This is a genomic window from Cobetia sp. MM1IDA2H-1, assembly GCF_002916775.2.
In the GTDB taxonomy this organism is placed as follows: Bacteria; Pseudomonadota; Gammaproteobacteria; order Pseudomonadales; family Halomonadaceae; genus Cobetia; species Cobetia marina.
Map to the genome: position 1 here is coordinate 1,991,993 of NZ_CM133225.1, position 23,277 is coordinate 2,015,269.

A 23,277-nucleotide genomic window follows, 5' to 3' on the forward strand; every position below is an offset into this window, starting at 1 on the left:
CACCGTGCGACAAGAGGGTGACACAACTCTCCTGCCTGCAGGCACCACCGCTGCGACCCCAGACCACGGCGCCGTCATCTTGCGCTAACCGGACATCTGCATGAGTACACCCAGCCAGTCAGCGCCCCAGGGGGCCAGCAAGCCCTCGGCGGGCAACGGCAGCCACACCGTCAATGACCTCAAGTCCCGTCTGGCGTCACTGCCACGCCTGCCCTTGATCATGGCGGCGGCGTTCTGCGTGGCCGTCATCGTCGCGCTGCTGCTATGGGGTACCCAACCACAGTGGAGCGTGCTGTACCGCGATCTGCCTGCCGATGAAGGTGGCGAGATCGTCACGCAGCTCGAGCAGGCCGGCGTGCCCTATCGTCTCAGTGATCAGGGCGCGACCCTGGAAGTGCCGGCAGACCAGGTCTATCGGCTGCGCCTGTCCATGGCACAGCAAGGTCTGCCCAGCCAGGGCGGCACCGGATTCGAGCTGATGGACACCCAGGCCTTCGGCATCAGCCAGTTCACCGAGCACGTCAATTATCAGCGCGCCCTGTCGGGGGAGCTGTCACGTACCATCGCAAGTCTCGAACCCGTCGCCAGCGCGCGCGTGCATCTCGCCCTGCCCGAGGAATCCGTCTTCGTGCGTGAGCGACGCCCGGCGACAGCCTCCGTGGTGGTCGAGCTGCATCGGGGTCAACAGCTCAAGGATCGCCAGATCCAGGCCATCCAGCATCTGGTGGCAGGCAGCGTGCAGGGCCTGGTGAGCGAGGACATCACCGTCGTGGACCAGAATGGCGAGCCGCTGTCGCGCCCGGCTGGCGATACGCTCAATCTCGATGGCAGCGCCCTGGAATATGCCCAGGCGCTGGAGCAACGCTACCAGTCGCGCATCAACGTATTGCTGACCCCGATTCTGGGACGCGACAACTTCCGTGCCGAAGTCAGCGCCCAGCTGGACTTCTCGCATTCCGAGCAGACGGAAGAACACTACAGCCCCAATCAGACCCCCGGCACTGCCGCCGTGCGCAGTGCACAGCTCAACAATGCCGGCGCGGGTGACATGGCGATGATCGGCGGCATTCCCGGGGCGCTGTCCAATACGCCGCCGGGTACCGCCGCCTCGCCCATCAATGCCGCGGATGACACCGGAGATGAGAGTGACACTGCCGCCAGCCACGCAACCGATGAGGAAAGGGGTGGCAACTATCAGCACAGCTCGATCACCAACTACGAGCTGGACAAGGTCGTGCGTCATACCCGTGAGCGGCTGGGGCGACTGGACAAGCTGTCGGTGGCGGTGGTCGTCAATCACCGAGGCGTGACAGATGCCAACGGCAATGTCACCTCCCGCCCGCTGGATAGCGAAGCGCTTGAGCAGATCAAGGCATTGGTACGTCAGGCCATGGGCTACAGCGAGCAGCGTGGCGACAGCCTCAGTGTGATCAATGCACCCTTCGTGATGGCAGGCAGCGCCAACGTGAGGCCGGATGACATTGCCGAATGGTGGCAGAACCCTGAACTCCAGGCGCTGGCCATCGAACTTGGCCGCTACCTGATCATCCTGATCGTCGCCTGGATTCTGTATCGCAAGTTGCTGCGGCCGCTGCTGACACCTCTGCTACGCCCGCAGAGTGACTACCAGACCATCGGGCAACCGGCGGGGCCCATGGGAGAGGGCCTATCTGCCGCAGGCATGGAGGCCAGTGTCGCTGTGCCGGGTGCCAGCCAGAGGGCTCCCTCGGGACAGGAGCCGCCCTCTCGTGGCCCCAGCACTTACCAGCAGAATCTCAAGGATGCCCGTGACATGGCCCGTGAGGACCCTCGCCTGGTCGCCATGATTCTCAAGAACTGGATGAGTCACCATGAGTAAGTCCCTGTCCAACCTGGAACGCAGCGCCGCGCTGCTGATGAGCCTCGATGAAGACAGCGCGGCCGAGGTCTTCAAGTTTCTCTCCACCGAGGAGATCCAGAAACTGAGCACCACCATGACCCACATGCCGCAGGTGTCCCATCAGCAGATGGCCAAGACCCTCGAGGATTTCCATGCTGACAGTGAGCAGTTCAGCGCGGTCAACATGCTCTCCAGCGACCATATCCGCGCGGTGCTGGTCAAGGCACTGGGTCAGGATCGCGCCAGCTCCCTGCTCGAGGACATTCTGGAAAGTTCCGGCAAGAGCAACGGCATCGAGTCGCTCAATCTGCTGGAGCCGGCATTGGCCGCCGAGATGATCCGCGATGAGCATCCGCAGATCATCGCCACCATCATGGTGCATCTGGAACGCCATCAGGCCTCACAGATTCTCGAGCAGTTCGCGGAAGCCCTGCGCAACGACGTGCTGCTCAGGATTGCCACCTTCAATGGCGTCCAGCCGGCAGCCCTGCAGGAATTGACCGAAGTACTGGCCAACATGCTCGATGGCCAGAACCTCAAGCGCAGCAAGATGGGCGGTATCCGTACGGCGGCGGAGATTCTCAACCTGATGCCCGGCCAGCATGAAGAGCAGGCTCTGGAAGCGGTACGCCACCACGATGAAGCCCTGGCGCAGAAGATCGTCGATGAGATGTTCGTGTTCGAGAATCTGGTTGATCTCGAGGACCGCTCCATTCAGCTGCTGCTCAATGAAGTGGACAACGACACCCTGGTGATCGCTCTCAAGGGCTCTGGCGACGCGGTACTGCAGAAATTCCTGCAGAACATGTCGCAGCGTGCCGCGGAGATGCTCAAGGACGACATGGAAGCGCGCGGCCCGGTGCGTGTCACCCAGGTCGAGGGCGAGCAGAAGAGCATCCTGCAGACCGTCCGTCGCCTGGCAGACAGCGGCGAGATCGTGATCAATTCGAGTGGCGACGCCTATGTCTGATCACCTCACCAGCAGCGCAGATGACGGCTGGCAGCCGCTGGAACTCGAGTCGCTGGACACGGCGCTGGAAGCGCGGCCAGACGCCACCGGCTCGCGACAGGCAAGCACGAGACAGACGGGGTCAGGCACTTCTCCGGATGCGGAGCTGCTCAGACGCATGACGCAACGGGCACGTGCCACGCTGGAAGCGCAGCGCCGCCAACTCGAACAGGCCGCCCATGAAGCAGGCTACGCCGCCGGCGAAGCGGCCGGCTATCAAGCCGGGCTGGAACGCGCACGCCAGCAAGCACAGGCGCAGGCCGAGCAGCAGGACAAGGCCGCTCGACAGGCGCTGGCCGAGCAGATGGCTCAGGTCACGCCGCTTGTCCATCACCTGCAACAGTCATTGACCAGCCTCGAGGAGCAGATCGGCGATGAGCTGGCGGCCCTCGCCGTCAGTGTCGGTCGGCATCTGGCCAGAGAGGCGCTCCGCGCGCACCCCGAGCATGTCGTCGAGAGCGTCCGCAGCCTGCTGGCCGCGGATCCACCGCTGCTCGGGCGCCCTCGCCTCTATCTGAATCCGGCGGATCTGCCGCGGGTCGAGCAGGCGATGGGCGCCGAACTTGCCCGCCTGGGCTGGCAATGTCTGCCGGATACCAGCCTCAGCGTCGGTGGCTGTCGTGCCGAGGCGGACAGCGGCTGTCACGATGCCAGTCTGGAAAGCCGACTGGCACTGCTTTCACGCCAGCTGCGCCAGCGCGCGGCCCCCACGGATGACACCACGGCAGGCGCACGTATCCTGCACCTGGAGCCGTCGCTGCAGGAGCCCCCCGAGAACGCCTTCGCGCCATCACCGGCAGCGCCGGCGGCGTCATCGCTGTCGTCTGACACCCTCGGGCGTCTGCCCTCATGAGCGATTCTGCCTCTCAGCAATGGCGCAGCGCCATGCAGGCCATCCGTCAGCGCGTCGAGACGCTGGAACCCCAGCTCACCACCGGGCGACTGGTGCGTGCCACCGGCCTGGTACTCGAAGCCGTCGGCCTGCGGCTGCCAGTGGGTGCCAGCTGCCTGATCGAACTGGGGCCGGGCATGTCGCCGGCAGAGGCCGAGGTGGTGGGCTTCGCCGACCAGACCCTCTACCTGATGCCCATCGACCCGCTCAGTGGCGTGGCGCCGGGTGCCAAGGTCATCCCCCTGGGGCATGGCAATGTCGGCGAACGTCGCTATCCGGTCGGCGACGCCCTGCTGGGGCGTGTCGTGGATGGCGTCGGCCGACCGCTGGATGGATTGGGGCCGCTGGAGGACGTCAGTCATGCGCCCCTGGAGGGTCAGCCGCTCAATCCCCTCGAACGCGCCCCCATCGACACGCCGCTGGACGTGGGGATTCGCGCCATCAATGCCCTGCTCAGCGTTGGCCGCGGGCAGCGCATGGGGCTGTTTGCCGGCTCCGGGGTCGGCAAGAGCGTACTGCTGGGGATGATGGCCCGCTTCACCAATGCCGATGTCATCGTGGTCGGCCTGATCGGTGAGCGCGGTCGCGAGGTGCAGGAATTCATCGAGCACACGCTCGGCGAAGAAGGCCTCAAGCGTGCGGTGGTGGTCGCGACCCCTGCTGACATGACCCCCCTGCATCGACTCAAGGGAGCCAGCTACGCGACACGCATCGCCGAATCCCTGCGCGATCAAGGCCGGGATGTGCTGCTGATCATGGATTCGCTGACCCGTTACGCCATGGCACAGCGCGAGATTGCCCTGGCCATCGGTGAGCCACCGGCCACTAAGGGCTATCCCCCTTCCGTGTTCGCCAAGCTGCCGGCACTGGTGGAGCGCACGGGCAACGGCCGGCGGGGCGGCGGGTCCATCACCGCCTTCTATACCGTGCTCACCGAAGGCGATGATCAACAGGACCCGATCGCGGACAGTGCCCGCGCGATTCTCGATGGTCATATCGTGCTGTCGCGGCGCATCGCGGAGAGCGGGCACTACCCGGCCATCGATATCGAGGCCTCCATCAGCCGCGCGATGTCCGCGGTGGCGCCGGAGCGCCAGCTGACCAGAGCCCGCCGCTTCAAGCAGCTGTACTCGAGTTATCAGCGCAATCAGGACCTCATCGCCATCGGGGCCTACCAGCCGGGCAGCGACAAGACCCTGGACAACGCGGTGCGCCTGCATGAGCCCATGGGGCATTTCCTGCAACAGGCCACTTCACAACGCGCCAGCCTTGCCGATAGTACTGACATGCTGGAACAGCTGCTGGCCCAGCAGTGACGCGGCTGTGTCGCGTCAGCGCTGCACCTTTCGCCATCACGAGGGAACGTCACGCATGACCCTATCCACTTCACGCTTTGACACCTTGACCCGGTTGAGCGAACGCCGCCGTGATGGTGCCGCACGCCAGCTGAATCAGCAGCGTCAGCGCCAGGACTCCGCCGCCAGCCAGCTGGCGACGCTGGAACAGTATCGACTCGATTATCGCCAGCAGATGCAGCAGCGCCTGGCCCAGGGTCTGGACCCGGCCAGCTGGCAGAATTTCCAGACCTTCATCGCCTCGCTGGACAATGCCATTGCGCAGTGCCGCCAGCGCGTCGCGATGGAGACGTCGCAGACGACCGCCCGGCATCAACGGCTGGTCAGCGAGCAGCGCACCCACGCGGCCTGGCAGGGCTTGGCGGAACGCGCCGCCCTGGAGACCAGTCGCGAAGTTCGGGCAAGCGAGCAACGTCGCAGTGACGAGATGGCCATGCAGGCCTGGCGGCGCCACGCCAGCCTCTGAGCCATGTGAGTGACAGCACGATCACTGCGCGTATTCCGGCGCATCAGGGAGAGCTTGCATGACCAATAGCCCCAGCATCCTGGCCACGACAGGGCCTTCCTCCTCGTCGATGGCCTTTTCAAACAGCCAGCCGCGCGATGCCCGGATCAGTCCCCCCGGTCAGGACTTCGAGCAGCATCTGGCGCAGGCTCGCAGTGAGGAGCAGCGCAGTGCGGAGCAGGCTCAGGAAGCTCGCCTGCAATCCCGCCATCAGCGAGCGCAGCCGACGAACGACGAGTCAGCTCGAGCACTCGAGGATGATCGCGCCGCCAAGGCTGGCTCAAGTACTGATTCAAGCGCTGACGCCACGACTGACGAGAGCTCTCGAGATCTTGCAGGCGCCACCGCCAGTCACGAGGCCGAGCCCCGCCATCCCTCCGATGACACCTCGGACCTCAATGGCGCGATACAGCACATGCAGGCCCTGCAGGAGATGACGAATCAGGCCCGATCCTCCTCCGGCTCCGCCACGCCGGATGCGCTCGCGGGCGCCAAGGGGCAGCAGATCCAGGCGTCTCTTCCGCGCAGTGACTGGTTCACCTCACTGCGCAGCGGCAAGGTCGGTGACGTCAAGAGCGAGGCAGGCAAGGCCGCGGGCACACCCACCACGTCTCCCCCGACAGACACGCCGCCCCTGTCGTCCCATATATCAACCGACGCCGTGAGCCGTGCACTCACTGCGCTGACTCCCGCAAGCCTGACTCAGGGCGAGGCGGGACCGTTCACCGCGCTCCCCGGCGAGGGAGGTGTCGCGACGGGGTCGCCGAGCCATCAGGTCGCGCTATTTTCCGGCATGCTGGGCGATGCCAGCAGCGCCTCCGGTGGCCACTCACTGACTGGCATGCCTCTCGCGGCCCCCGGGGTGACACCGCAAGGCATGCTGCAAGGCACTCTTCACGGCGTGTCCCCCACTGTCGGCAGCCAAGCCTGGCAGCAGTCCCTGAGCGACCAGGTGGTGCGCATGCAACTGAGCCGAACGCCCCAGGCGGAGCTGACGCTCAACCCGGCGGATCTCGGCAGGCTCAGCATTCACCTGAGCCTTGGCGAGCAGACGACCAGCGCGCACTTCGTCGCCGCGCATCAGCAGGTGCGTGCCGCGGTGGAAGCGTCCCTGGCGGACCTGCGTCAGGCGCTGGATGCGCAGGGCCATGCCCTCTCCGAGGTCACCATCAGTGGCGAGGACGATTCCGCTGCTCAGTTCCACTGGGGCGATGGCCAGCAAGGTGGGCGTGATGACGGCCACGGCGAGCGACAGTCCGGCGAGCACGCTCCCCTTTGGGCATCACGCACCGGGGGAGCCCCCTCATCAGACACTCACGACCGCCAGGCCTCCTCCCTTGGAGACCCGGCGCTTGCGAGCCGCCAATCCTCCGACCTGACGCTTGCCGCGCTCTCCTCTGGCCGCGAGTGGCAGGCATGATCTGCGGGATGAACTTGCGTGACGACATCGTGCGAGCAGAGGCCCCCGCGCCTGACCTGAGGCGCAGATGATACGACCATCACCCAAGTAAGCCCCCAAGCGTGGCCTTATTCCGCCCTTCGGCCTGGTGCCCGTCGGGCATACTGGCGCCAGCCACCGACCCCGGAGACCTTGCATCACGATGTCATCGACCACCGCTTCACAGAATCCATCCCGTACCTGGCTGATGATCGGTCTGATCAGCATGGTGACGGCCGTGATTGCTGCCCTGGCAGTGGTCTATTTCGCCTTGCCGGTCTTCAGTGACCGCCAAGCGAGCGAGGCGGACGACACGCCGGACGTCGTGGTCGAAGCGCCCCCCGTCTTCCTGCCGCTGGCACCGTTCACCGTCAATCTGGAGAGCCCGCGAGGCAATCGACTGCTCTATATCGGGGTGACCTTCAAGCTGGCCGACGAGGACGCCTCACGCCTGGTACAGTCACGCCTGCCTGAGCTCAAGAGCCGGATGTTGCTGTTGCTGTCAGGCCAGAACCCGCAAGAGCTGACCAGCCAGTCCGGCAAGCTGGCGCTCCAGACCACGCTGCGTGACGAGCTGTCTCGTCCCTACAGCGAAGGGGGCCAGCCACTGGCCATCACCGGCGTGCTCTACAACGACTTCATCGTGCAGTAATCCTCCATGGCTCAAGACGACCTGCTATCCCAGGATGAAATCGACGCGCTGCTCTCCGGTGTCAATGGAGAGCACGGCTCGGAGGCTGCCAAGGCCCCCGAGAAGGAGCGTATCCGCCCTTTTGACCCCGCACGCCAGCACCGCGTGATCCGGGACCGTCTGCATGCGCTGGACATCATCAATTCACGCTTCAGCCGCCAGTTCCGCATGGGACTGTTCAATCTGATTCGGCGCGGAGCTGACATCACGCCAGGGCCGGTGCAGTTTCTCAGCTACAACGAGTTCTCGCGCAACGTGCCGGTGCCCACCAACATCAATCTGTTCACCATGAAGCCCCTGCGCGGCACCTCGATGCTGGTCTTCCCGCCCAGTCTCGTCTTCATGGTGGTCGACAGCCTGTTCGGTGGTGATGGCCGCTTCGTGACCAAGTCCGAAGGCCGTGAATTCACCCGCACGGAACAACGTGTCATCCAGCGCCTGATGAGATTGGCCCTCACTGCCTATCAGGACGCCTGGTCGGGAGTGTTTCCGGCAGAGCTTGAGTACCTGCGCAGCGAGATGCAGGTCAAGTTCGCCAATATCACCAGCTCCCCCAACGAGATCGTGGTCTGCACCGGCTTCCATCTCGAGGTGGGCAATCACAGCAGTGACTTCCAGATCTGCCTGCCCTACTCGATGATTGAACCCCATCGTGAGCTGCTATCCAGCCCGCTGCAGGAAACGACCGCCGAGGGCGACAGCCAGTGGAGCGAGCGACTGCGGCAGGAAGTCCGCGCCACCGATGTCGAGCTGCATGCCGATTTCTGCACGCTGGAAACGACGCTCGGGGCACTGGCGGAACTGACGGTTGGTGACGTCCTGCCCATCGAACGCCCGGGCACCGTCAATGCCTACGTCAATGGCGTGCCAGTCCTGGAAGCCGGTTTTGGCAGCGCCAACGGGCATCGTGCCCTGCGCGTGAGCCGCATCATCAATCACCCGATCAATTCCGCATACGAGGACACCGGCGATGAGTGAGCCCAATTCGCCCGAAGAGCACACGTCACCCGAATCCCCGGGAAATGCCGGATCGTCAGCCTCGGGACAATCCCCCGATGACCCCTGGGCGGAAGCGATGACCGAACAGATGGGAGAGGAATGGGCCCAGGCCATGGAAGAGCAGGCGCCGAACGCCAGCGCCGCGCCAGGCTCAAGCGACATCTTCCAGCCGCTGGATGGCTCTGGAGGGGAGACGAGACCGCGTGAGCTGGACATGATCATGGACATCCCGGTCAAGATGACCGTGGAGCTCGGACGCACCCGCTTGACCATCAAGCAGCTGCTGGAGCTTTCCCAGGGCTCGGTGATCGAGCTGGATGGCCTGGCCGGTGAGCCGATGGACATCCTGATCAATGGCTATCTGATCGCCCAGGGCGAGGTCGTCGTGGTCGAGGACAAGTACGGTATCCGCATCACGGAAATCATCACTCCCAATGAGCGGGTACAGAAGCTCAACCGCTGAGGCTGTCTCTGCATGTCTGCCACTGCTCCCATATCCGCCGCCCTCTCGGAGTCTGATCTCGCCGAGACGACCACTGCCGCCGCCACCGACGCCCCCCCTGCGAGTGACATCCTCGCGGGTAGCACCACCGCTGCACACACCACGCAGACGCTGGCCCCTACCGAGCCCGGCTTCCGACATGACCCACAGGAATCGCCGCTCGGGGCGGCGAGTCTTGCCACCACGGGACTGGCGCTGTCAGGGGTGATCGCGCTGATCCTGCTGCTGGCCTGGCTGGTCAAGCGTCTGGGAGCCGGGGCCGGTGTTCACGGCACACGCGTACCGCTCCGCGCCCTGGCACGCCTGCCACTGGGCCACAAGCAGAGCCTGGTAGTGGTCGAGGTGGGGCATCAGCGCCTGATGCTGGGGGTGGGGCCGCAGGGCGTCAGCCATCTGGGGGATCTCGACGAGCAGGCACTCCCCGAGAACCTCGACTGCCAGTCCGGCGGCGAGTCTGGGTCTGATGCCGCACGCAAGCAGGGCTTCGCGGCGCTGTTGCAGTCACGTCTGACGAACAAGGCGGTCGAGCGATGACCGCGACATGCCACATCCCCCGACCAGCCGGCCGCGGGACGGCGACGCTCATCAAGGCGGGGCTTGCGATCCTGCTGGCCATGACCAGTCTGCCGACCCACGCCGATGTCCTGACGGGGCTGACCAGCCAGCCATTGCCCAACGGTGGCGAGCAGTGGTCGCTCAATGTCCAGACATTGATCCTGTTGAGCGGGCTGGCGATGTTGCCGGCGGCACTGCTGATGATGAGCGCCTTCACTCGCATCATCATCGTGCTGGGGCTGCTGCGCACGGCCATCGGTACCCAGTCGGCTCCCCCCAATCAGATTCTGGTCGGCATCGCGCTGTTTCTGACCTTCTTCATCATGTCGCCCATCATCGAGCGCATCCATGACGAGGCTTGGCAGCCTTACGACAGCCAGCAGATCGGCCTTCAGGAAGCCATCGAACGCGGCGGCGTGCCGCTGCGGGAGTTCATGCTCGGCCAGGTGCGTGAGCCTGACATCGCGCTGTTCGCGCGCCTGGCAGAACTCGATGAGATACAGGGACCACAGGAGGTGCCTTGGCGTGTCCTGTTGCCGGCCTTCGTGACCAGCGAACTGAAGACGGCCTTCCAGATCGGCTTCACGCTGTTCGTGCCCTTCCTGATCATCGACCTGGTGGTGGCCAGCGTCCTGATGGCGCTGGGGATGATGATGGTACCGCCTGCCACCATCTCGCTGCCCTTCAAGCTGATGCTGTTCGTGCTGGTCGATGGCTGGCAGCTGTTACTGGGGTCACTGGCCGACAGTTTCTACTGAGCTCTCGATGGAGGTTTCCTCTGATGTCGCGAGTGAGCTGGCTGGCCCGGCCCTCCCGATGGCCAGCAGCACCGGACCTCTGTGTCTGATCTTCTTTACATTTTCATCTTCGTCTCATCCCCGTCTTTTCTCCGCCTCATCGCCCATGGAGTCGCGCATGACACCTGACGTCATCACCAGTCTGGCCTCACATGCCATGTACATCACGCTACTGGTGGCAAGCCCGCTGCTGGCCAGCGCGCTGGTGATCGGGCTCGTGGTCAGCCTGTTCCAGGCCGCCACGCAGATCAACGAGATGACACTGTCCTTCATCCCCAAGATTCTCGGCGTCTTCGCGGTGCTGGTCGCGGCGGGCCCCTGGCTTCTGGAGACGCTGCTCGACTTCACGCGCAGCGTCTTCACGGGCTTTCCGCAGTTGATCGGCTAGGCTGGGAGCGCGCATGAACGGGTTGGACCCGAATCAGCTCCAGGCGATGATCGTCAGTGTCATGTGGCCGTTCGCGCGCCTGTCAGGCTTCATGCTGATCGCGCCGATCTTCGGGCACCGGAGTCTGCCGACCCCGGTGCGACTGCTGATGGCGTTCGGCCTGGCCGTGATCATCGCGCCATTGATCGACAGCCCACCGGCACCGGACATGCTGGGGCTGGTGGCCGTGTGGCAACTGGCACTGCAGATGGCGGTCGGCATGGCACTGGGTCTGGTGATGCGCATCACCTTCGCCATCGTCGAGGCGGCGGGGGAATTCATCGGTCTGCAGATGGGGCTGGCCTTCGCCAGCTTCTTCTCCGAGGACACCGGCACCAACACCCAGGTGCTGTCACGTCTGCTGGGCATGCTCGCGATGCTGCTGTTTCTGGCCTTCAACGGCCATCTGCTGGTGCTGGAAATTCTGGTGGGACATTTCCATGACATCCCGCTGGATCTCGCTCGGCTGGGGCCACCGGGACTGGAAAACCTGCTGCTCTGGAGCGCCAGCCTGTTCAGCGCAGGGCTGCTGCTGGCATTGCCACTGGTGGCATCGCTGCTGGCCATCAATCTGGCCATGGGCGTACTGAACCGCTCGGCGCCGCAGCTATCCGTCTTCTCCATCGGCTTTCCGCTCACCCTGCTGCTGGGCATCGCCATGCTGTGGCTGATGATGCCCGGCATGACGGATTGGCTGTCGCTGCTGTTCCGTCAGGCGTTGAGCGCCCTGCAGGCCGTGCATGCAGGGCTGGGAAGCGGTCTGTGAATCAGCGCAGATAATCGAACAGCGACATCGAGGAGATCTCGGAAAAGGCCTGCTGGGAGGCCTGCAGCCCGACCTGAGCCAGTGAATAATCAGAGATCGCGGCATTGTAATCCAGGTCGATCAGGTCAGAGCGTGTGGCGGCATAATTGATTTCGCGGTCATCACCGATGAGATCGAGAGCGTCCAGTTCATTGAGCTTGGTGCCGACATCGGCGCGTACGGTCAGCACGTTGTCGAGACTGTTGCGGAACTGGCGACTGGCGCTCGCGATGGCATTGTCGAACGCGGCTTGATCCTCGTCGGTCTCGATGGGCGTCGCCAGTGCCGTGATGAGGCTGTCCAGATTGGCGAAGACCTCGGCGCTGGCCTCTCCCTCCTCGACCACCAGCTGCGTTGCCTTGCCGGACGCCTGAGCTTCAAGCACCTGTTGCTCAACACCGGACAGCGTCATCGACAGGCCATTGAACGCAAGCGTCATGCCATCGCGGAACGCCACCGGTGATGCCAGCGGGTCGCCATCACCATCCAGCATCGTGATATCCGCACCGTCGGCATCGGTGATCGTGACGCCAGTCGCATCGATGTCGATGGTGTAGGAAGCGCCATCGACACGCGCGCTCGAATCGATCAGCTCCGGCCCCTTGAAGGTGATCGGCAATGACGACTCGCGGCTGCTGGTCTGGATCGCCAACGACTGGCTGCCGGATGCCACGCCAGCGAAGATCTGGCTGCCGGTGTGATTGACCTCCATCAGGCGCGAGCTGTCGACGCGCTGCTGGCGCTGCTGGTCATCTCCGCGATAGGTGCCGTCCTCAGCGAAGGGTGCCGTATCCCCCTGCAAGCCACCGAACAGATAGTTGCCATTGCCATCGGTGCTGTTGGCCAGCCCCAGCAGCACGTCTCGGCTGCCTTCGATCTCGGTGGCCAGCGCGTCGCGATCGCTGTCACTGAGGGTGCCATTGCCTGCCTGGACGATCAGGCTCTGGACACGCGTGATGGTATCGGTGACCTGATTGAGCGTACTTTCCTCGAGGGACAAGGTGTTGCGCGCCGTGGTCCGACTGTCGCTGAACTGCTCATTGACGGCCTGTGCCTGCGAGATCGTCACTGCCTGACTGGCGGCACTGGGGTCATCCGAGGGATTGACCACGCGCTTGCCGCTGGCGAGCTGCTCGGACACCTTCGAGAACGCGGCCTGCTGCTCCAGCATCGAATTGACGCCCTGGGCATAGAGGGTTTGGGTACTGATGCGCATCACGACCTCGTTAGCGGATGTTCAGGAGGGTATCCAGCACCGTTGCCGCGGTCTGGATGACCTGAGCGTTGGCCTGGTAGAACTGCTGATAGCGAATCAGGTCCGCGGCTTCCTCATCGAGGTTGACCCCTGACACCGACTGCTCGGCGGCCGTCAGCTGCTCGGTCAGGCTCTGTTGCGCCTCCAGATTGACCTGCACCAGCCGAGTCTGATTGCCGACATGGCTGACCAGCGAGGCGTATTGATCATTGAAGCTGCCGGCACTGCCCAGCGCGTCGCTGCTCTGCAACTGCTGCAACGCCAGGATATTGCGGTTGTCGAGGCTGCCGCTGCTCTCGCCCGCCGCGATGTCAGCGCCGTCATCGATCGCGACCCCAAACGTCGCCGCAATCTGGCGCGTCGGCTGGATGGTGAAGCTGTCACCCTCCTGCATGTTGGTGGCCGAGAGGATCAGCCCCTCATGTTGCATCAGGCCTTCGCTGTCCGGACTCAGACTCTCCACTGTGCCATTGCCCAGATTCTCGAGCCGGTATTCCCCGCCCTCCAGGCTCAGGCGATAGTCATCACCGGTCAGCGCGACACTGTAGAAGTCCTCACCCTCCTTTAGGGTCGCAGGAGCGAACTCGACCTCAAGCGCCGCATCGAGGGTGTTGCCGCTGGCGGGCAGGACCTCCGGCGTGCCGAGCGTGAAGAAGTCGCCGCCGGCGTCACCATTGGCATCGATCCCGTCGCCATGCTGGGCATTGAAGGTCAATGCCAGACCCGCCGCCAGTTGCCCCAACTGATTCTGGGCCGGCGCCAGACTCTCCTCACGAAAGCCCAGCAATCCGCCCAGCGTGCCGCCCTCAAGCTGGCCCTCTTCGAGACTCATCGGCATTCCCGGGGCCGCGCTGTAATTGACCACCACCCGACTGGCATCCTGAGGGTCCACCACCGCGACAAGATCATGGCTGTCGCTGCCATTGACCAGCAGCTGACCGTTGCCAAGGCTGATGCTCAAGCGCCCGTCCTGCTCCTGCACGTCGACACCCACCAGCGATTGCAACTCGGTGACCGCCTGATCACGCTGATCCAGCAGCCCCAGCGGCTCTTCTCCGGTGCGGGCACGCGTCATGGAAATCTGCTCGTTCAGCGAGGCGATCTGGGTGGTGGCGTTGTTGATGTCGCCGACCACATCGCCGATTCGCGCATTGACACCGGCATCCATCTCATCGAGATACCCCGCGAAGGCATTGAGTTGCCCGGCCAGGCTCTCCGCCGTGCCCAACATGCTCTCGCGGGCGGCAGGGTCGCCCGGCTGGCTGGCGACACCCTCGATGGCAGCGAAGAACTGCTGCATCAGAGGCGCCAAGCCAGCCTCTTCATCCGCCAGCAGATTGTCGATCTGGCTGAGATTGGCCTCACGGGTTTCCAGCGCCGCGCTGGCGCTCAGCGCCGAATCCAGCTGCGCCGAGAGATACGCATCCGTCTGGCGACTGATGGAAGACACGCTGACGCCAGAGACCGGGTTGGCCCCCGGCCCGCCACTCAGTTCCACCGTCTCGCGGCTATAACCCGGCGTATAGACGTTGGCGATGTTGTTGCTGTTGGTGGCAAGCGCGGTCTGGGCGGCCTGCAGACCACTGACACCGATACTCAACATGCTGCTGGCCATGACGTTTACCTGAAGCGAATGAAGAAGACAGTAGGAAGATGGGCACTCTGCCGCGACGTGCCGGGCATGCCTGACTATCGGCCAGTGCTGAGCGAACTTGAGTCACGACCTACTCCAGTAGCCCTCGAGAGGTCGTCATCGCAAGCGGAATCGCTCCGCTCTGCGAAGGCGTTGCCGCCGGGGCTGTCACCGGCATTGCCGTGTCATCGGCGAAGAGGGGCCTGGCCTCACCGGCGTCGCGCTGCCACAGCGGTGCGGAGGCAGCCAGCCATCCCGGCTCTTGAGTGTCCTGCGAGGCGCTGGCGGTTGAGGTGCCCGGGAGGGAGCGTTCCACCTCCGAAGACGGCAGCACGTCACGTGACGCCAGGCGAGGCGATGAAAGCTCGCGATCACCGCTGGCATCCAGCGGGCCGACACGTTGCATGATCGAGATCAGCTTGTCGGCATAGTGAGGGTCGGTGGCATAGCCTGCCGACTGCAGGGCACGCGCGGCGCTTTGCGCATCCGGAGACCGGGCGACATGGGCATAGCGCTCGGCCCCGCTCAGCAACGCGGCGTGGTCACGCAGCGCACTGGCCTGATCCGGATAGACCCGGAAGCTGTCTTCCAGCTGCAGCCGACGTCCCTCACGATATTCCGTGGTCAGTACCGTGGTGATGTCCCCCTGCCAGCTGATGCCGGCCTTGATGCCGAACAGGTTGTGGCTGTCCTGGCCGTCCTCGGTGTGGATGCGTCGCTCGCCCCAGCCGGTCTCGAGTGCGGCCTGCGCCAGGATCAACTCAGCCGGCAAGCCGCTTTCACGACTGGCTGCGCGCGCCGCTGGCGCAAACTCCGCCACGAACCGCTGAACGTTGTCGGGTTGCTGACGCTGGTGCGCGTTGAGCATCGACACATCAGCGGCCGAGCGTGCCGTCTGATGGCCTTGTGAAAGTCGCTCAGTACTCGCCCCGACAGCTCCCTGAGGTATCTCGGCATAGAGTCCCTGAACCTCCCGACCCGCCGATACCACCTCCAGCATCGCCATGAAGCCGCCAGGCGAGTCGGCGCCTTCGGCTTCCACCGCTGACAGCCAGTTCGCGTCCGCCCCCCCCTGCGCAGCGCCAAACTCCTTGGCGACGAGATCAGAGACAAGAGCGTGGGCAGACTCACTGGACGTTGTCTCAGGCGAGGAATCACCGCCAGCCGTGCCTGCCCGGGAGGACAGTTGCTGAATCAGGATCCGCGAAAGCCCCACCCCCTCCCCGACACTGGCCAGCTGCTGTGAGAGCTGCTGATCCAGCATCGAGGTCATCATCTCCTGCTGCTGGGAGCCGGTCAGCGCTGAGCTTTCGGTCGCCGAGCGCATCTGCTTGAGCATCATGTTGAGCATCAAGGCTTCAAATTGACGGGCACTCTCCTCAAGAGCCTGCTGCTGCCGCTCTCCGCCACTCGTGGCCGCCCCCTTGAGACTCGCAAGTCCCTGGGTATCGAAGGCCAGACGCCCGGCATCCACGCCGGCATTGCTCGTGGACAGCCCCATCAGATCACCTCGAGATCAGCACGCAGCGCGCCGGCTGCCTTGAGCGCCTCGAGAATCGAGACCAGATCCTGCGGGGTGGCCCCCAGGGCATTGAGACCGTCGACCACCTCGGAAAGGCTGGCCGTCCCCTCGACCATGCGCAGCGCACCGCCCTGCTGGTTAACGCTGATATCGGGGTCGTTGACCACTGCCGTCTGTCCCTGGGACAGCGGCGCGGGCTGACTGATCACCGGATTGGCATCGATCACCACCGAGAGGTTGCCGTGGGTGACGGCGGCACGCGCCAGGCGCACCTCGGAATTCATCACCACCGAGCCGGTACGGGCATTGACCACCACACGTGCGCGCGGCACGCCCAGTGACACCTCGATATTTTCCAGCCCGGCGATGAAACCGACCCGCTGGCTGATGTCGCGTGGCGCCTGAATCACGATGTCCCGATTGCTCAACGGCGAGGCCAGCGAGCCACCGAAGTGTCGATTGATCGCAGTGGCGACGTTCTGGGCATGATTGAAATCGCCCTCGAACAGATCCAGATGAATCACGCCATTCTCATCGCCGAGTCGGGTGGGCACACCGCGCTCCACCGTTGCCCCGCCAGGAATGCGCCCTGCCGTGAGCTGATTGACCTGCACGCTTGAGCCACCCGCCTGGGCCCCGGCGCCCCCGATGATCAGATTGCCCTGCGCCAGCGCGTAGACCTGGCCGTCCACCCCCTTGAGCGGTGTCAGCAGCAAGGTGCCGCCACGCAGACTCTTGGCATTGCCAAGCGAGGACACCACGACATCGATGGGCTGACCGGAACTGGCGAAGGCCGGCAGGCTCGCGGTCACCATCACCGCAGCCACGTTCTTGAGCTGCATGTTGGTGCCCGACGGAACCGTCACCCCCAGCTGGGAGAGCATGTTGGTCAGACTCTGCCCGGTGAAGGGGGCCTGGGTGGTCTGGTCACCGCTGCCATCGAGTCCCACGACCAGGCCATAGCCGACCAACGGGTTGTCGCGAACGCCACGTACCTGCGCGAGGTCCTTGATGCGGTCGGCCTGCACCGACTCCAGGGAGAACAGCAGGCCGGTCAGCAGCAGACAGGCTGAGAGTGCTGCGCGCAGTCGCACGGGGAGTATCAGCTCAAGCATCGGAAAGCGACTCGTCAAGAAAGGTCATGGTGGGAAGACACCCTGTCAGGCTCACGCCGGGCAGCGCCATCAGAACGGTGCCAGATTCAGGAAGAAGCGCTGCATCCAGCCCATGTTCTGGGCCTCATTGATATAGCCGTCGCCCACGTATTCGATGCGTGCGCTGGCCACCTGGGTGGACTGCACGGTATTGGCCGAGGAAATCGTGCGCGGGTTCACGACCCCTGAAAAGCGGATCGACTCGGTGCCCTGATTGATCGCGATGCGCTTCTCGCCACGCACCTCGAGATTGCCGTTGGGCTGCACCTGACTGACCGTCACGGTGATGGTGCCGGTGAAACTGTTGTTGGCATTCGAGCCACCGCTGCCGGTGAAGTCGTTGTCGCCCTCGATATCGGCATCGGTACCATCCAGCAAGCCGGTCATGAAGTCGGGAATGGCGCTCAGCGAGAAGCCGACGCTGCCATCGCGACTCGCGTTGCTGGCCGAGCTCTTGCTGGCACTGACGTTCTCATCCAGCAGAATGGTGATGATGTCGCCGATGGCACGCGGGCGTCGGTCCTCGAACAGCGGCTGATTGCCATAAAGCGGCTGGAAGATGGCGCCATTGGCCATCGGCTGGGGACGCGGCTGCAGCGTGGATTCCAGTGGCGTGGTGTCCACCAGCGGCTCGCTTGGGACATAGGCGCAGCCAGCCCCCAGCAGCATCGCGCCCAGCAGGCCCGCAATTCCTGCTCCACGCACAGACGCCCGCCGCACGGCCTGCCGTGACGCCTCTACCCTGCTCACCAGATCACACGAAAGCGACATGCCAGGCCCCTTACATCTGGACCAGACGCTCGAGCATCTGATCGGTGGTGGTCACGGCCTTGGAGTTGATCTCGTAGGCACGCTGGTTCTGGATCATGCCCACCATCTCTTCCACCACGTTGACGTTGGAGGTCTCGACGAAGCCTTGATAGAGCGTGCCAGCCCCATTGAAGCCGGGCACGCTGTCGCTGCGCGGCCCAGAGGCGTCCGTCTCGGAATAGAGATTCTCCCCACGACTGAAGAGGCCAGCAGGATTGATGAAGGTGGAAAGCTGCAGCTGCCCGACTTCGGTACTGTTGGTCGCGCCCGGCTGGGTGACACTGACCACGCCATCCGAGGCGATATCCACGCTCAGCGCATTGGCCGGGATGACGATCGCCGGGTCCAGCGGATAGCCACTGGCCGTCACCAGCTGGCCAGTACTGTCGAGCTGGAAGGACCCATCGCGGGTATATGCGCTGGTGCCATCCGGCAGCATCACCGCAAAGAAGCCCTGCCCGTTGATGGCGACGTCCTTGGAATTTTCCGTCTGCTCCAGATTGCCCTGGATATGCAGGCGCTCGGTGGCCACGGTTCGCACCCCGGTCCCCACCTGCAGGCCCGAGGGCAGCTCCGTGGTGGCGGATGAAGCCGCGCCCGGTTGGCGCAGATTCTGATAGAGCAGGTCTTCAAACACCGCGCGGGAACGCTTGAAACCATTGGTCGAGACGTTGGCCAGGTTGTTGGCGGTCACGTCCATCTGCATCTGCTGAGCTTCAAGGCCGCTCTTGGCCGTCCATAGGGCACGAATCATCTGATGGGCTCCGCAATCAGGCTTCGGTGTCAGTCGAGACCAAGCAGGCTATTGCCCCGCTCGGCCATGCGCTCCGCGGTCTCGATGCCTTTCATCTGCATCTCGAAACCGCGGGCATTGTTGATCATGGCGACCATGGCGTCGGTCGCCGAGACATTGCTGCCTTCCAGCGCTCCCGAGACGACACGCACCTCGGGGTCCGCCACCAATGGCACGGCCGGCACCCCCTCGGCGGTCAGCGGCTGGCGAAAATAGCCGTCCGCCCCACGCTCCAGCGGCAGCCCACCGGGCACGCTATCGGGGTTGACCAGCTTGAGCTGTGCCTGCAGCGCCATGGTGTCCGGTGCATCCGCCGCCGAACGAGCGCTCACGCCACCATCCGCGGCGATGTGAACGATGGCATTGAGCGGCAGCGCGATCGGCCCGCCATCGCCCATCACCGGCAAGCCACCCGATGTCAGCATGCCGTCGGCGTCGATCTGCAGGGCGCCGTTGCGGGTGTAGCGTTCCTCGCCATCCGCGCCCTGCACGACCAGCATCCCCGGGCCGTCGAGGGCGACATCCAGCGCACGTCCGGTGGACTGGATCGTGCCCTGTGCCATGGAGGCCCCAGAGGTGGTCAGCTGACTGGACACCCGCGTCGGCAGGCCCTCGCCCTGGACATCCACGGCGCGTGACAGGGTCAGCATCTCGCGAAAGCCCGTGGTGGAGACATTGGCCAGGTTATGCCCGGCGACATCCTGCGCCGCCAGACTTCGCTGGGCACCGCTCATGGCGGTGTAGAGCATCCTGTCCATCACCGACTCCTCCTTTCATCAATCGTTGCGGTCAGTCGCCGCCAGTCACAGTGGTCAGGCACGGCGGTCAGTGGCCAGGTGCCGCCGCCACACCGTGTCGCGACACATCACCCTTCAGCGCGGATCAACGCAGGTTGATCACGGTCTGCTGGACTTCATCCTGGACCTGGATGGTCTGGGCATTGGACTGGTAATTGCGCTGAGCGACGATCAGATCCACCAGCTCCGTGGTCAGGTCGACATTGGAGGCTTCCACCGCGCCGGACACGACATCGCCGAAGATACCCTCCCCCGGCACGCCCACCAGCGGCTCACCGGATTCCGCCGTCGCCAGCCAACCATTGTCGCCATTGGGCCTCAGCCCCTGATCATTGGCGAAATTGGCCAGCGCGATGGTACCCAGCGTCTGCTTGAGCTCGTTGGAATAGCTGCCGATGACCCGGCCATCATCCTCGAAGGACACCCCCACCAGGCTGCCCGAGGTATAGCCATTCTGGGACAGCGAGGTGACTTCATAGTCATTGGCGTACTGGGTGCTGCCGGAGAGATCGATGCTGAAGTTCAGATCCTGCGCCCCATTGGAGAGGGCATAGGTCATGGCCGTGGGGGTGTAATCCGCCAACTGACCATTGGCGGCGAAGCTGATCTGCTCGACCTGTGCATCGAACTCGACCGTCGGCGCCGTGCTGCCGGCATTCACCTGTGACTGGTAGTCGGCCGACTTGCCCGCGAAATCCATCACATGCTGGACATCCCAGGTGTTGTTGCCGGTCTTGGTATAGAAGGAGGTCACCACATGCTCGCCGCCCAGGCTGTCATACACCGTCATCGCCGAGGCGTAGTCATAACTGGCGGGGTCCATGGGATCGAAGGTAGTGGAGGTGGTCTCGGCCTCGGCGTCCAGATTAATGGAAACCTGCGCGCCGAAGATGCTGTTGGCCAGATTGTCCTGGGTGGCGCTGGCGGCCAGCGGCGCCGTCGGCACCTGCAGCACGACCGGCTCCCCGGTGACTCGCTCGCCCGCATAGCCCGTCAGCTGGGCGCCCTGTGCATTGACGATGAAACCGTCGGCATCGATGTTGAGCTGGCCATTGCGCGAATAGACGACCTGACCGGTACTGTCGGCAAAGCGCAAAAAGCCTTCTCCGGAGATCGCCAGGTCCAGATCACGCCCGGTGGTTTCCAGGGACCCTGTCGAGAAATCCTGGGAAATGGTGGCGACCTGCACCCCGATACCCGCCGCCTGAGAGCTGGTATAGAGGTCCGCGAACTGGGTCTCGGATGACTTGAAGCCCACCGTTTCCGAGTTGGCGATGTTGTTGCCGATCACATCCAGATTGGTCGCGGCAGCACTCAAGCCGCTCAATGCCTGTGAAAACGCCATGATCTGTCCCTTGTCTCGCTATGTGAATGAGATCCCGAGCAGCATCGTGATACTCGGGGTGGCCGCAGCCTCTTTCCAACAGCGCGTGTCGAGGGCTCAACGACTCGCCTCCCGCGCCGGCGCATGAGCTCAGAGCACCTGACGCACGGCCGCAAGTTCCACCACCCCAAGCTGCGGACCAAGGTCCAGCTGAGCCCCGCTCTCGGATTGATTGACGCCACTGACCACGCCATAACTCAGTGTCTGCAAGTCGCTGTAGGGCTCACCGCCACGCTCGGCACTCACCGCCAGCTGGTAGGCACCATCCCCGGCCTGACTGCCATCCTCCAGCAGACCATCCCAGACGAAGCCATGGATGCCGGCGTCCAGCGCCCCGAGTTCGAAGGTCTTGACCACGCTGCCATCCGCGGCGAGCACCTCGACCCTGGCATCATCCACCGCTCCTTCAAGCTCGATCCCGAAGGGCGTGGAGGTGGCATTGCCCACCAGCACGGCATCGCCAGCAACCAGCACGCCCTTGTCGATCAGGCTGGCGGCCTGCAGGGCTTCGCTGCTGGAAATCTGGGTGGTGATGCTCTCCAGGGTCGTGTTGAGCTCCTCGATCCCGCTGACCGTGCTGATCTGAGCCAACTGCGCCGTGAGATCGGAATTCGAGACCGGATCCATCGGGTCCTGGTTCTGCATCTGTGCCACCAGCAACGTCATGAACTGATCATTGAGCTCCTCGGTGCCGCTGGCAGACACGGCGCTGGCAGCCGCGCTCGAGGGGGTGGTGGAGGTCTGGTTCAGGCTGCTGAGCAGACTGGTATCTAGCGTCGCCATGCGATTACCCGGTAGCGGAGAAAGCGGTCAGAAGGCAGAAGCGAGGGGCAAGGCATCCCACGCCCGGGCTCACTCACCCAGCGTCAGTGTCTTGCGCAGCAACGACTTGGAGGTATTGAAGACCTCGACGTTGGCTTCATAGGATTTGGAGGCGGCGATCATGTCGACCATCTCGGCGATCGGGTCCACGTTGGAGAAACTGACGTAGCCCTGCTCGTCCGCCAGCGGGTGATCAGGACGATATTCCTTGCGTGCCGGCGCATCACTCAACACCACCGAGCTGACCTGAACACCGCCCATGCCGGCGCGCTGATCGAGAGGCTGGCCGAGAGTCTGGCCGGTGAAGGACGAGTTCATGCCCGCCAGGGCAGTGGCGGCCTGATTGGCCTGACGGGCAAGCGGTGCATATTCAAAGACCACCTGGCGGGCCTGATAGGGCTTGCCGTCGGGCCCGGCGACGCTGTCGGCATTCGCCATGTTGCTGGCGATGGCATTGAGTCGCTGGGATTGCGCCGCCATCGCGGAACCGGCGACATGGAAGAGACTGAAGTCAGGCATCAGCTGTTCTCCGATTGCATGGCCAGACGCAGGCCCTGGATCTTGCCGGTCAGCAGCTCAAGACTGGCTTCGTAATGCAGGCTGTTGTCGGCGAAACTGACGCGCTCGACGTCCATGTCCACGGTATTGCCATCCAGACTCGGCTGGGTGGGCACCCGGTACATGAGCTCGACGCCGGCCAGCGTTGCGGCTCCCTGCGCCGCCTGATGCCCGGCCCGCGGCGTAGCCAGGGAAAGGGCCGCAGGCGCGCCCGCGCTGGCGGACGTCGCCTTGGCGAGCGCCGAGGAAAAGTCAAAATCCCGCGCCTGATAGCCCGGGGTATCGGCATTGGCGATATTGCTCGCCAGCACCTGCTGACGCTCGGCGCGCAGGCCCAGCGCCTGCTGATGAAAACTCATGAGGGCATCAAGTCGATCAAACATGGGGTATCCCGGCCTTGCACCCTGGCGTGTCGGCCATGGGTGATGTCCATTGATCAGCTCACCATCGGGGAGCTTGACTCAAGCAGGAATGAGAATAGTCAGCCGGCGCGAGGATGAAGGTAGGAACAAGCCCCTTTATCGGGGCTATTTCTGGTAATGCCCGGTCGGTGGGCGTCATACAATCGTGTCACGCTCGGTTTGCATGCCGATGGCCAATGGCCGATGCCGATGCCGATCCCCGACAGCAGACACCGTCGACGGCAGGCCCTCCAGCCAAGAACAGCTCGGCGGGGCAATCCGATCACGACATGA

Annotated in this window: 24 protein-coding genes; 13 read left to right on the top strand and 11 right to left on the bottom strand. The window is 64.1% G+C overall.

All coding sequences use genetic code 11. From position 1 onward, the window contains the following. Positions 1–100 precede the first annotated feature (100 nt). The 13 genes from fliF to fliR all read left to right on the top strand — a co-directional run bounded on the left by fliF (position 101) and on the right by fliR (position 11,815). On the top strand, positions 101–1,858 hold the full coding sequence (gene fliF, locus BOH68_RS08475; RefSeq protein ID WP_077376285.1) for a flagellar basal-body MS-ring/collar protein FliF: 1,758 nt from the start codon (positions 101–103) through the stop codon (positions 1,856–1,858). Beyond that, positions 1,851–2,849, top strand: a complete 999-nt coding sequence (gene fliG / locus BOH68_RS08480) for a flagellar motor switch protein FliG (RefSeq protein WP_077376282.1) — start codon at positions 1,851–1,853, stop codon at positions 2,847–2,849. The genes fliF and fliG overlap by 8 nt, the downstream gene beginning before the upstream one ends. Next, positions 2,842–3,741 (top strand): FliH/SctL family protein, encoded by a 900-nt coding sequence (locus BOH68_RS08485; protein WP_077376279.1) that lies wholly within the window; start codon positions 2,842–2,844, stop codon positions 3,739–3,741. The genes fliG and BOH68_RS08485 overlap by 8 nt, the downstream gene beginning before the upstream one ends. Continuing rightward, the gene (gene fliI / locus BOH68_RS08490) at positions 3,738–5,096 is read left to right on the top strand and encodes a flagellar protein export ATPase FliI (protein WP_077376276.1); all 1,359 of its coding nucleotides are present in this window, start codon (positions 3,738–3,740) and stop codon (positions 5,094–5,096) included. The genes BOH68_RS08485 and fliI overlap by 4 nt, the downstream gene beginning before the upstream one ends. Positions 5,097–5,151: 55 nt before the next feature. Continuing rightward, positions 5,152–5,601 (top strand): flagellar export protein FliJ, encoded by a 450-nt coding sequence (gene fliJ / locus BOH68_RS08495; protein WP_127735356.1) that lies wholly within the window; start codon positions 5,152–5,154, stop codon positions 5,599–5,601. A gap of 58 nt (positions 5,602–5,659) precedes the next feature. Next, positions 5,660–7,060, top strand: a complete 1,401-nt coding sequence (locus BOH68_RS08500; protein WP_077376271.1) for a flagellar hook-length control protein FliK — start codon at positions 5,660–5,662, stop codon at positions 7,058–7,060. Between the two features lie 181 nt (positions 7,061–7,241). Continuing rightward, complete coding sequence (locus BOH68_RS08505) at positions 7,242–7,730, top strand: flagellar basal body-associated FliL family protein (protein ID WP_077376268.1); 489 nt, start codon at positions 7,242–7,244, stop codon at positions 7,728–7,730. A 6-nt stretch (positions 7,731–7,736) separates the two neighbouring features. Further along, a complete protein-coding gene (gene fliM / locus BOH68_RS08510) occupies positions 7,737–8,747 on the top strand; it encodes a flagellar motor switch protein FliM (protein ID WP_077376265.1) in 1,011 nt (336 codons plus the stop codon). Further along, positions 8,740–9,231: a flagellar motor switch protein FliN gene (gene fliN / locus BOH68_RS08515; RefSeq protein WP_077376262.1), complete on the top strand. Its 492-nt coding sequence runs from the start codon at positions 8,740–8,742 to the stop codon at positions 9,229–9,231. The genes fliM and fliN overlap by 8 nt, the downstream gene beginning before the upstream one ends. A 12-nt stretch (positions 9,232–9,243) precedes the next feature. Beyond that, positions 9,244–9,804, top strand: a complete 561-nt coding sequence (gene fliO / locus BOH68_RS08520; protein WP_077376259.1) for a flagellar biosynthetic protein FliO — start codon at positions 9,244–9,246, stop codon at positions 9,802–9,804. An 80-nt stretch (positions 9,805–9,884) separates the two neighbouring features. Further along, positions 9,885–10,583, top strand: coding sequence for a flagellar type III secretion system pore protein FliP (fliP, locus tag BOH68_RS08525; RefSeq protein ID WP_103751439.1), 699 nt, complete (start codon positions 9,885–9,887; stop codon positions 10,581–10,583). Between the two features lie 157 nt (positions 10,584–10,740). After that, positions 10,741–11,010, top strand: coding sequence for a flagellar biosynthesis protein FliQ (gene fliQ, locus BOH68_RS08530; RefSeq protein WP_077376253.1), 270 nt, complete (start codon positions 10,741–10,743; stop codon positions 11,008–11,010). Between the two features lie 13 nt (positions 11,011–11,023). Next, a complete protein-coding gene (gene fliR / locus BOH68_RS08535) occupies positions 11,024–11,815 on the top strand; it encodes a flagellar biosynthetic protein FliR (protein WP_077376250.1) in 792 nt (263 codons plus the stop codon). Position 11,816: 1 nt separating this feature from the next. Here fliR and flgL read toward each other — a convergent pair whose 3' ends face one another. From flgL to flgB, 11 genes are all read right to left on the bottom strand, one after another. Continuing rightward, positions 11,817–13,070: a flagellar hook-associated protein FlgL gene (gene flgL, locus BOH68_RS08540; RefSeq protein WP_077376247.1), complete on the bottom strand. Its 1,254-nt coding sequence runs from the start codon at positions 13,068–13,070 to the stop codon at positions 11,817–11,819. Between the two features lie 10 nt (positions 13,071–13,080). Then, positions 13,081–14,724, bottom strand: a complete 1,644-nt coding sequence (flgK, locus tag BOH68_RS08545; RefSeq protein ID WP_077376244.1) for a flagellar hook-associated protein FlgK — start codon at positions 14,722–14,724, stop codon at positions 13,081–13,083. Positions 14,725–14,833: 109 nt separating this feature from the next. After that, the gene (gene flgJ, locus BOH68_RS08550) at positions 14,834–16,243 is read right to left on the bottom strand and encodes a flagellar assembly peptidoglycan hydrolase FlgJ (protein WP_077376241.1); all 1,410 of its coding nucleotides are present in this window, start codon (positions 16,241–16,243) and stop codon (positions 14,834–14,836) included. Then, complete coding sequence (locus BOH68_RS08555; RefSeq protein ID WP_077376238.1) at positions 16,243–17,379, bottom strand: flagellar basal body P-ring protein FlgI; 1,137 nt, start codon at positions 17,377–17,379, stop codon at positions 16,243–16,245. The genes flgJ and BOH68_RS08555 overlap by 1 nt, the downstream gene beginning before the upstream one ends. A 69-nt stretch (positions 17,380–17,448) precedes the next feature. Beyond that, positions 17,449–18,087, bottom strand: a complete 639-nt coding sequence (locus BOH68_RS08560; RefSeq protein WP_127736814.1) for a flagellar basal body L-ring protein FlgH — start codon at positions 18,085–18,087, stop codon at positions 17,449–17,451. A gap of 112 nt (positions 18,088–18,199) precedes the next feature. Continuing rightward, entirely contained in the window at positions 18,200–18,982 is a 783-nt protein-coding gene (flgG, locus tag BOH68_RS08565) for a flagellar basal-body rod protein FlgG (RefSeq protein ID WP_077376232.1), read from the bottom strand. A 29-nt stretch (positions 18,983–19,011) separates the two neighbouring features. Further along, positions 19,012–19,779 (bottom strand): flagellar basal body rod protein FlgF, encoded by a 768-nt coding sequence (locus BOH68_RS08570; protein WP_077376229.1) that lies wholly within the window; start codon positions 19,777–19,779, stop codon positions 19,012–19,014. A gap of 124 nt (positions 19,780–19,903) precedes the next feature. Beyond that, positions 19,904–21,163 carry a flagellar hook protein FlgE gene (gene flgE / locus BOH68_RS08575; RefSeq protein WP_077376226.1) on the bottom strand — a complete coding sequence of 420 codons (1,260 nt, stop codon included), beginning with the start codon at positions 21,161–21,163 and terminating at the stop codon, positions 19,904–19,906. A 129-nt stretch (positions 21,164–21,292) separates the two neighbouring features. After that, positions 21,293–21,985 carry a flagellar hook assembly protein FlgD gene (locus BOH68_RS08580; RefSeq protein WP_077376223.1) on the bottom strand — a complete coding sequence of 231 codons (693 nt, stop codon included), beginning with the start codon at positions 21,983–21,985 and terminating at the stop codon, positions 21,293–21,295. Between the two features lie 69 nt (positions 21,986–22,054). Then, positions 22,055–22,543, bottom strand: a complete 489-nt coding sequence (gene flgC / locus BOH68_RS08585) for a flagellar basal body rod protein FlgC (protein ID WP_077376221.1) — start codon at positions 22,541–22,543, stop codon at positions 22,055–22,057. Next, positions 22,543–22,965, bottom strand: coding sequence for a flagellar basal body rod protein FlgB (gene flgB, locus BOH68_RS08590; RefSeq protein ID WP_077376218.1), 423 nt, complete (start codon positions 22,963–22,965; stop codon positions 22,543–22,545). The genes flgC and flgB overlap by 1 nt, the downstream gene beginning before the upstream one ends. Positions 22,966–23,277: the final 312 nt, after the last annotated feature.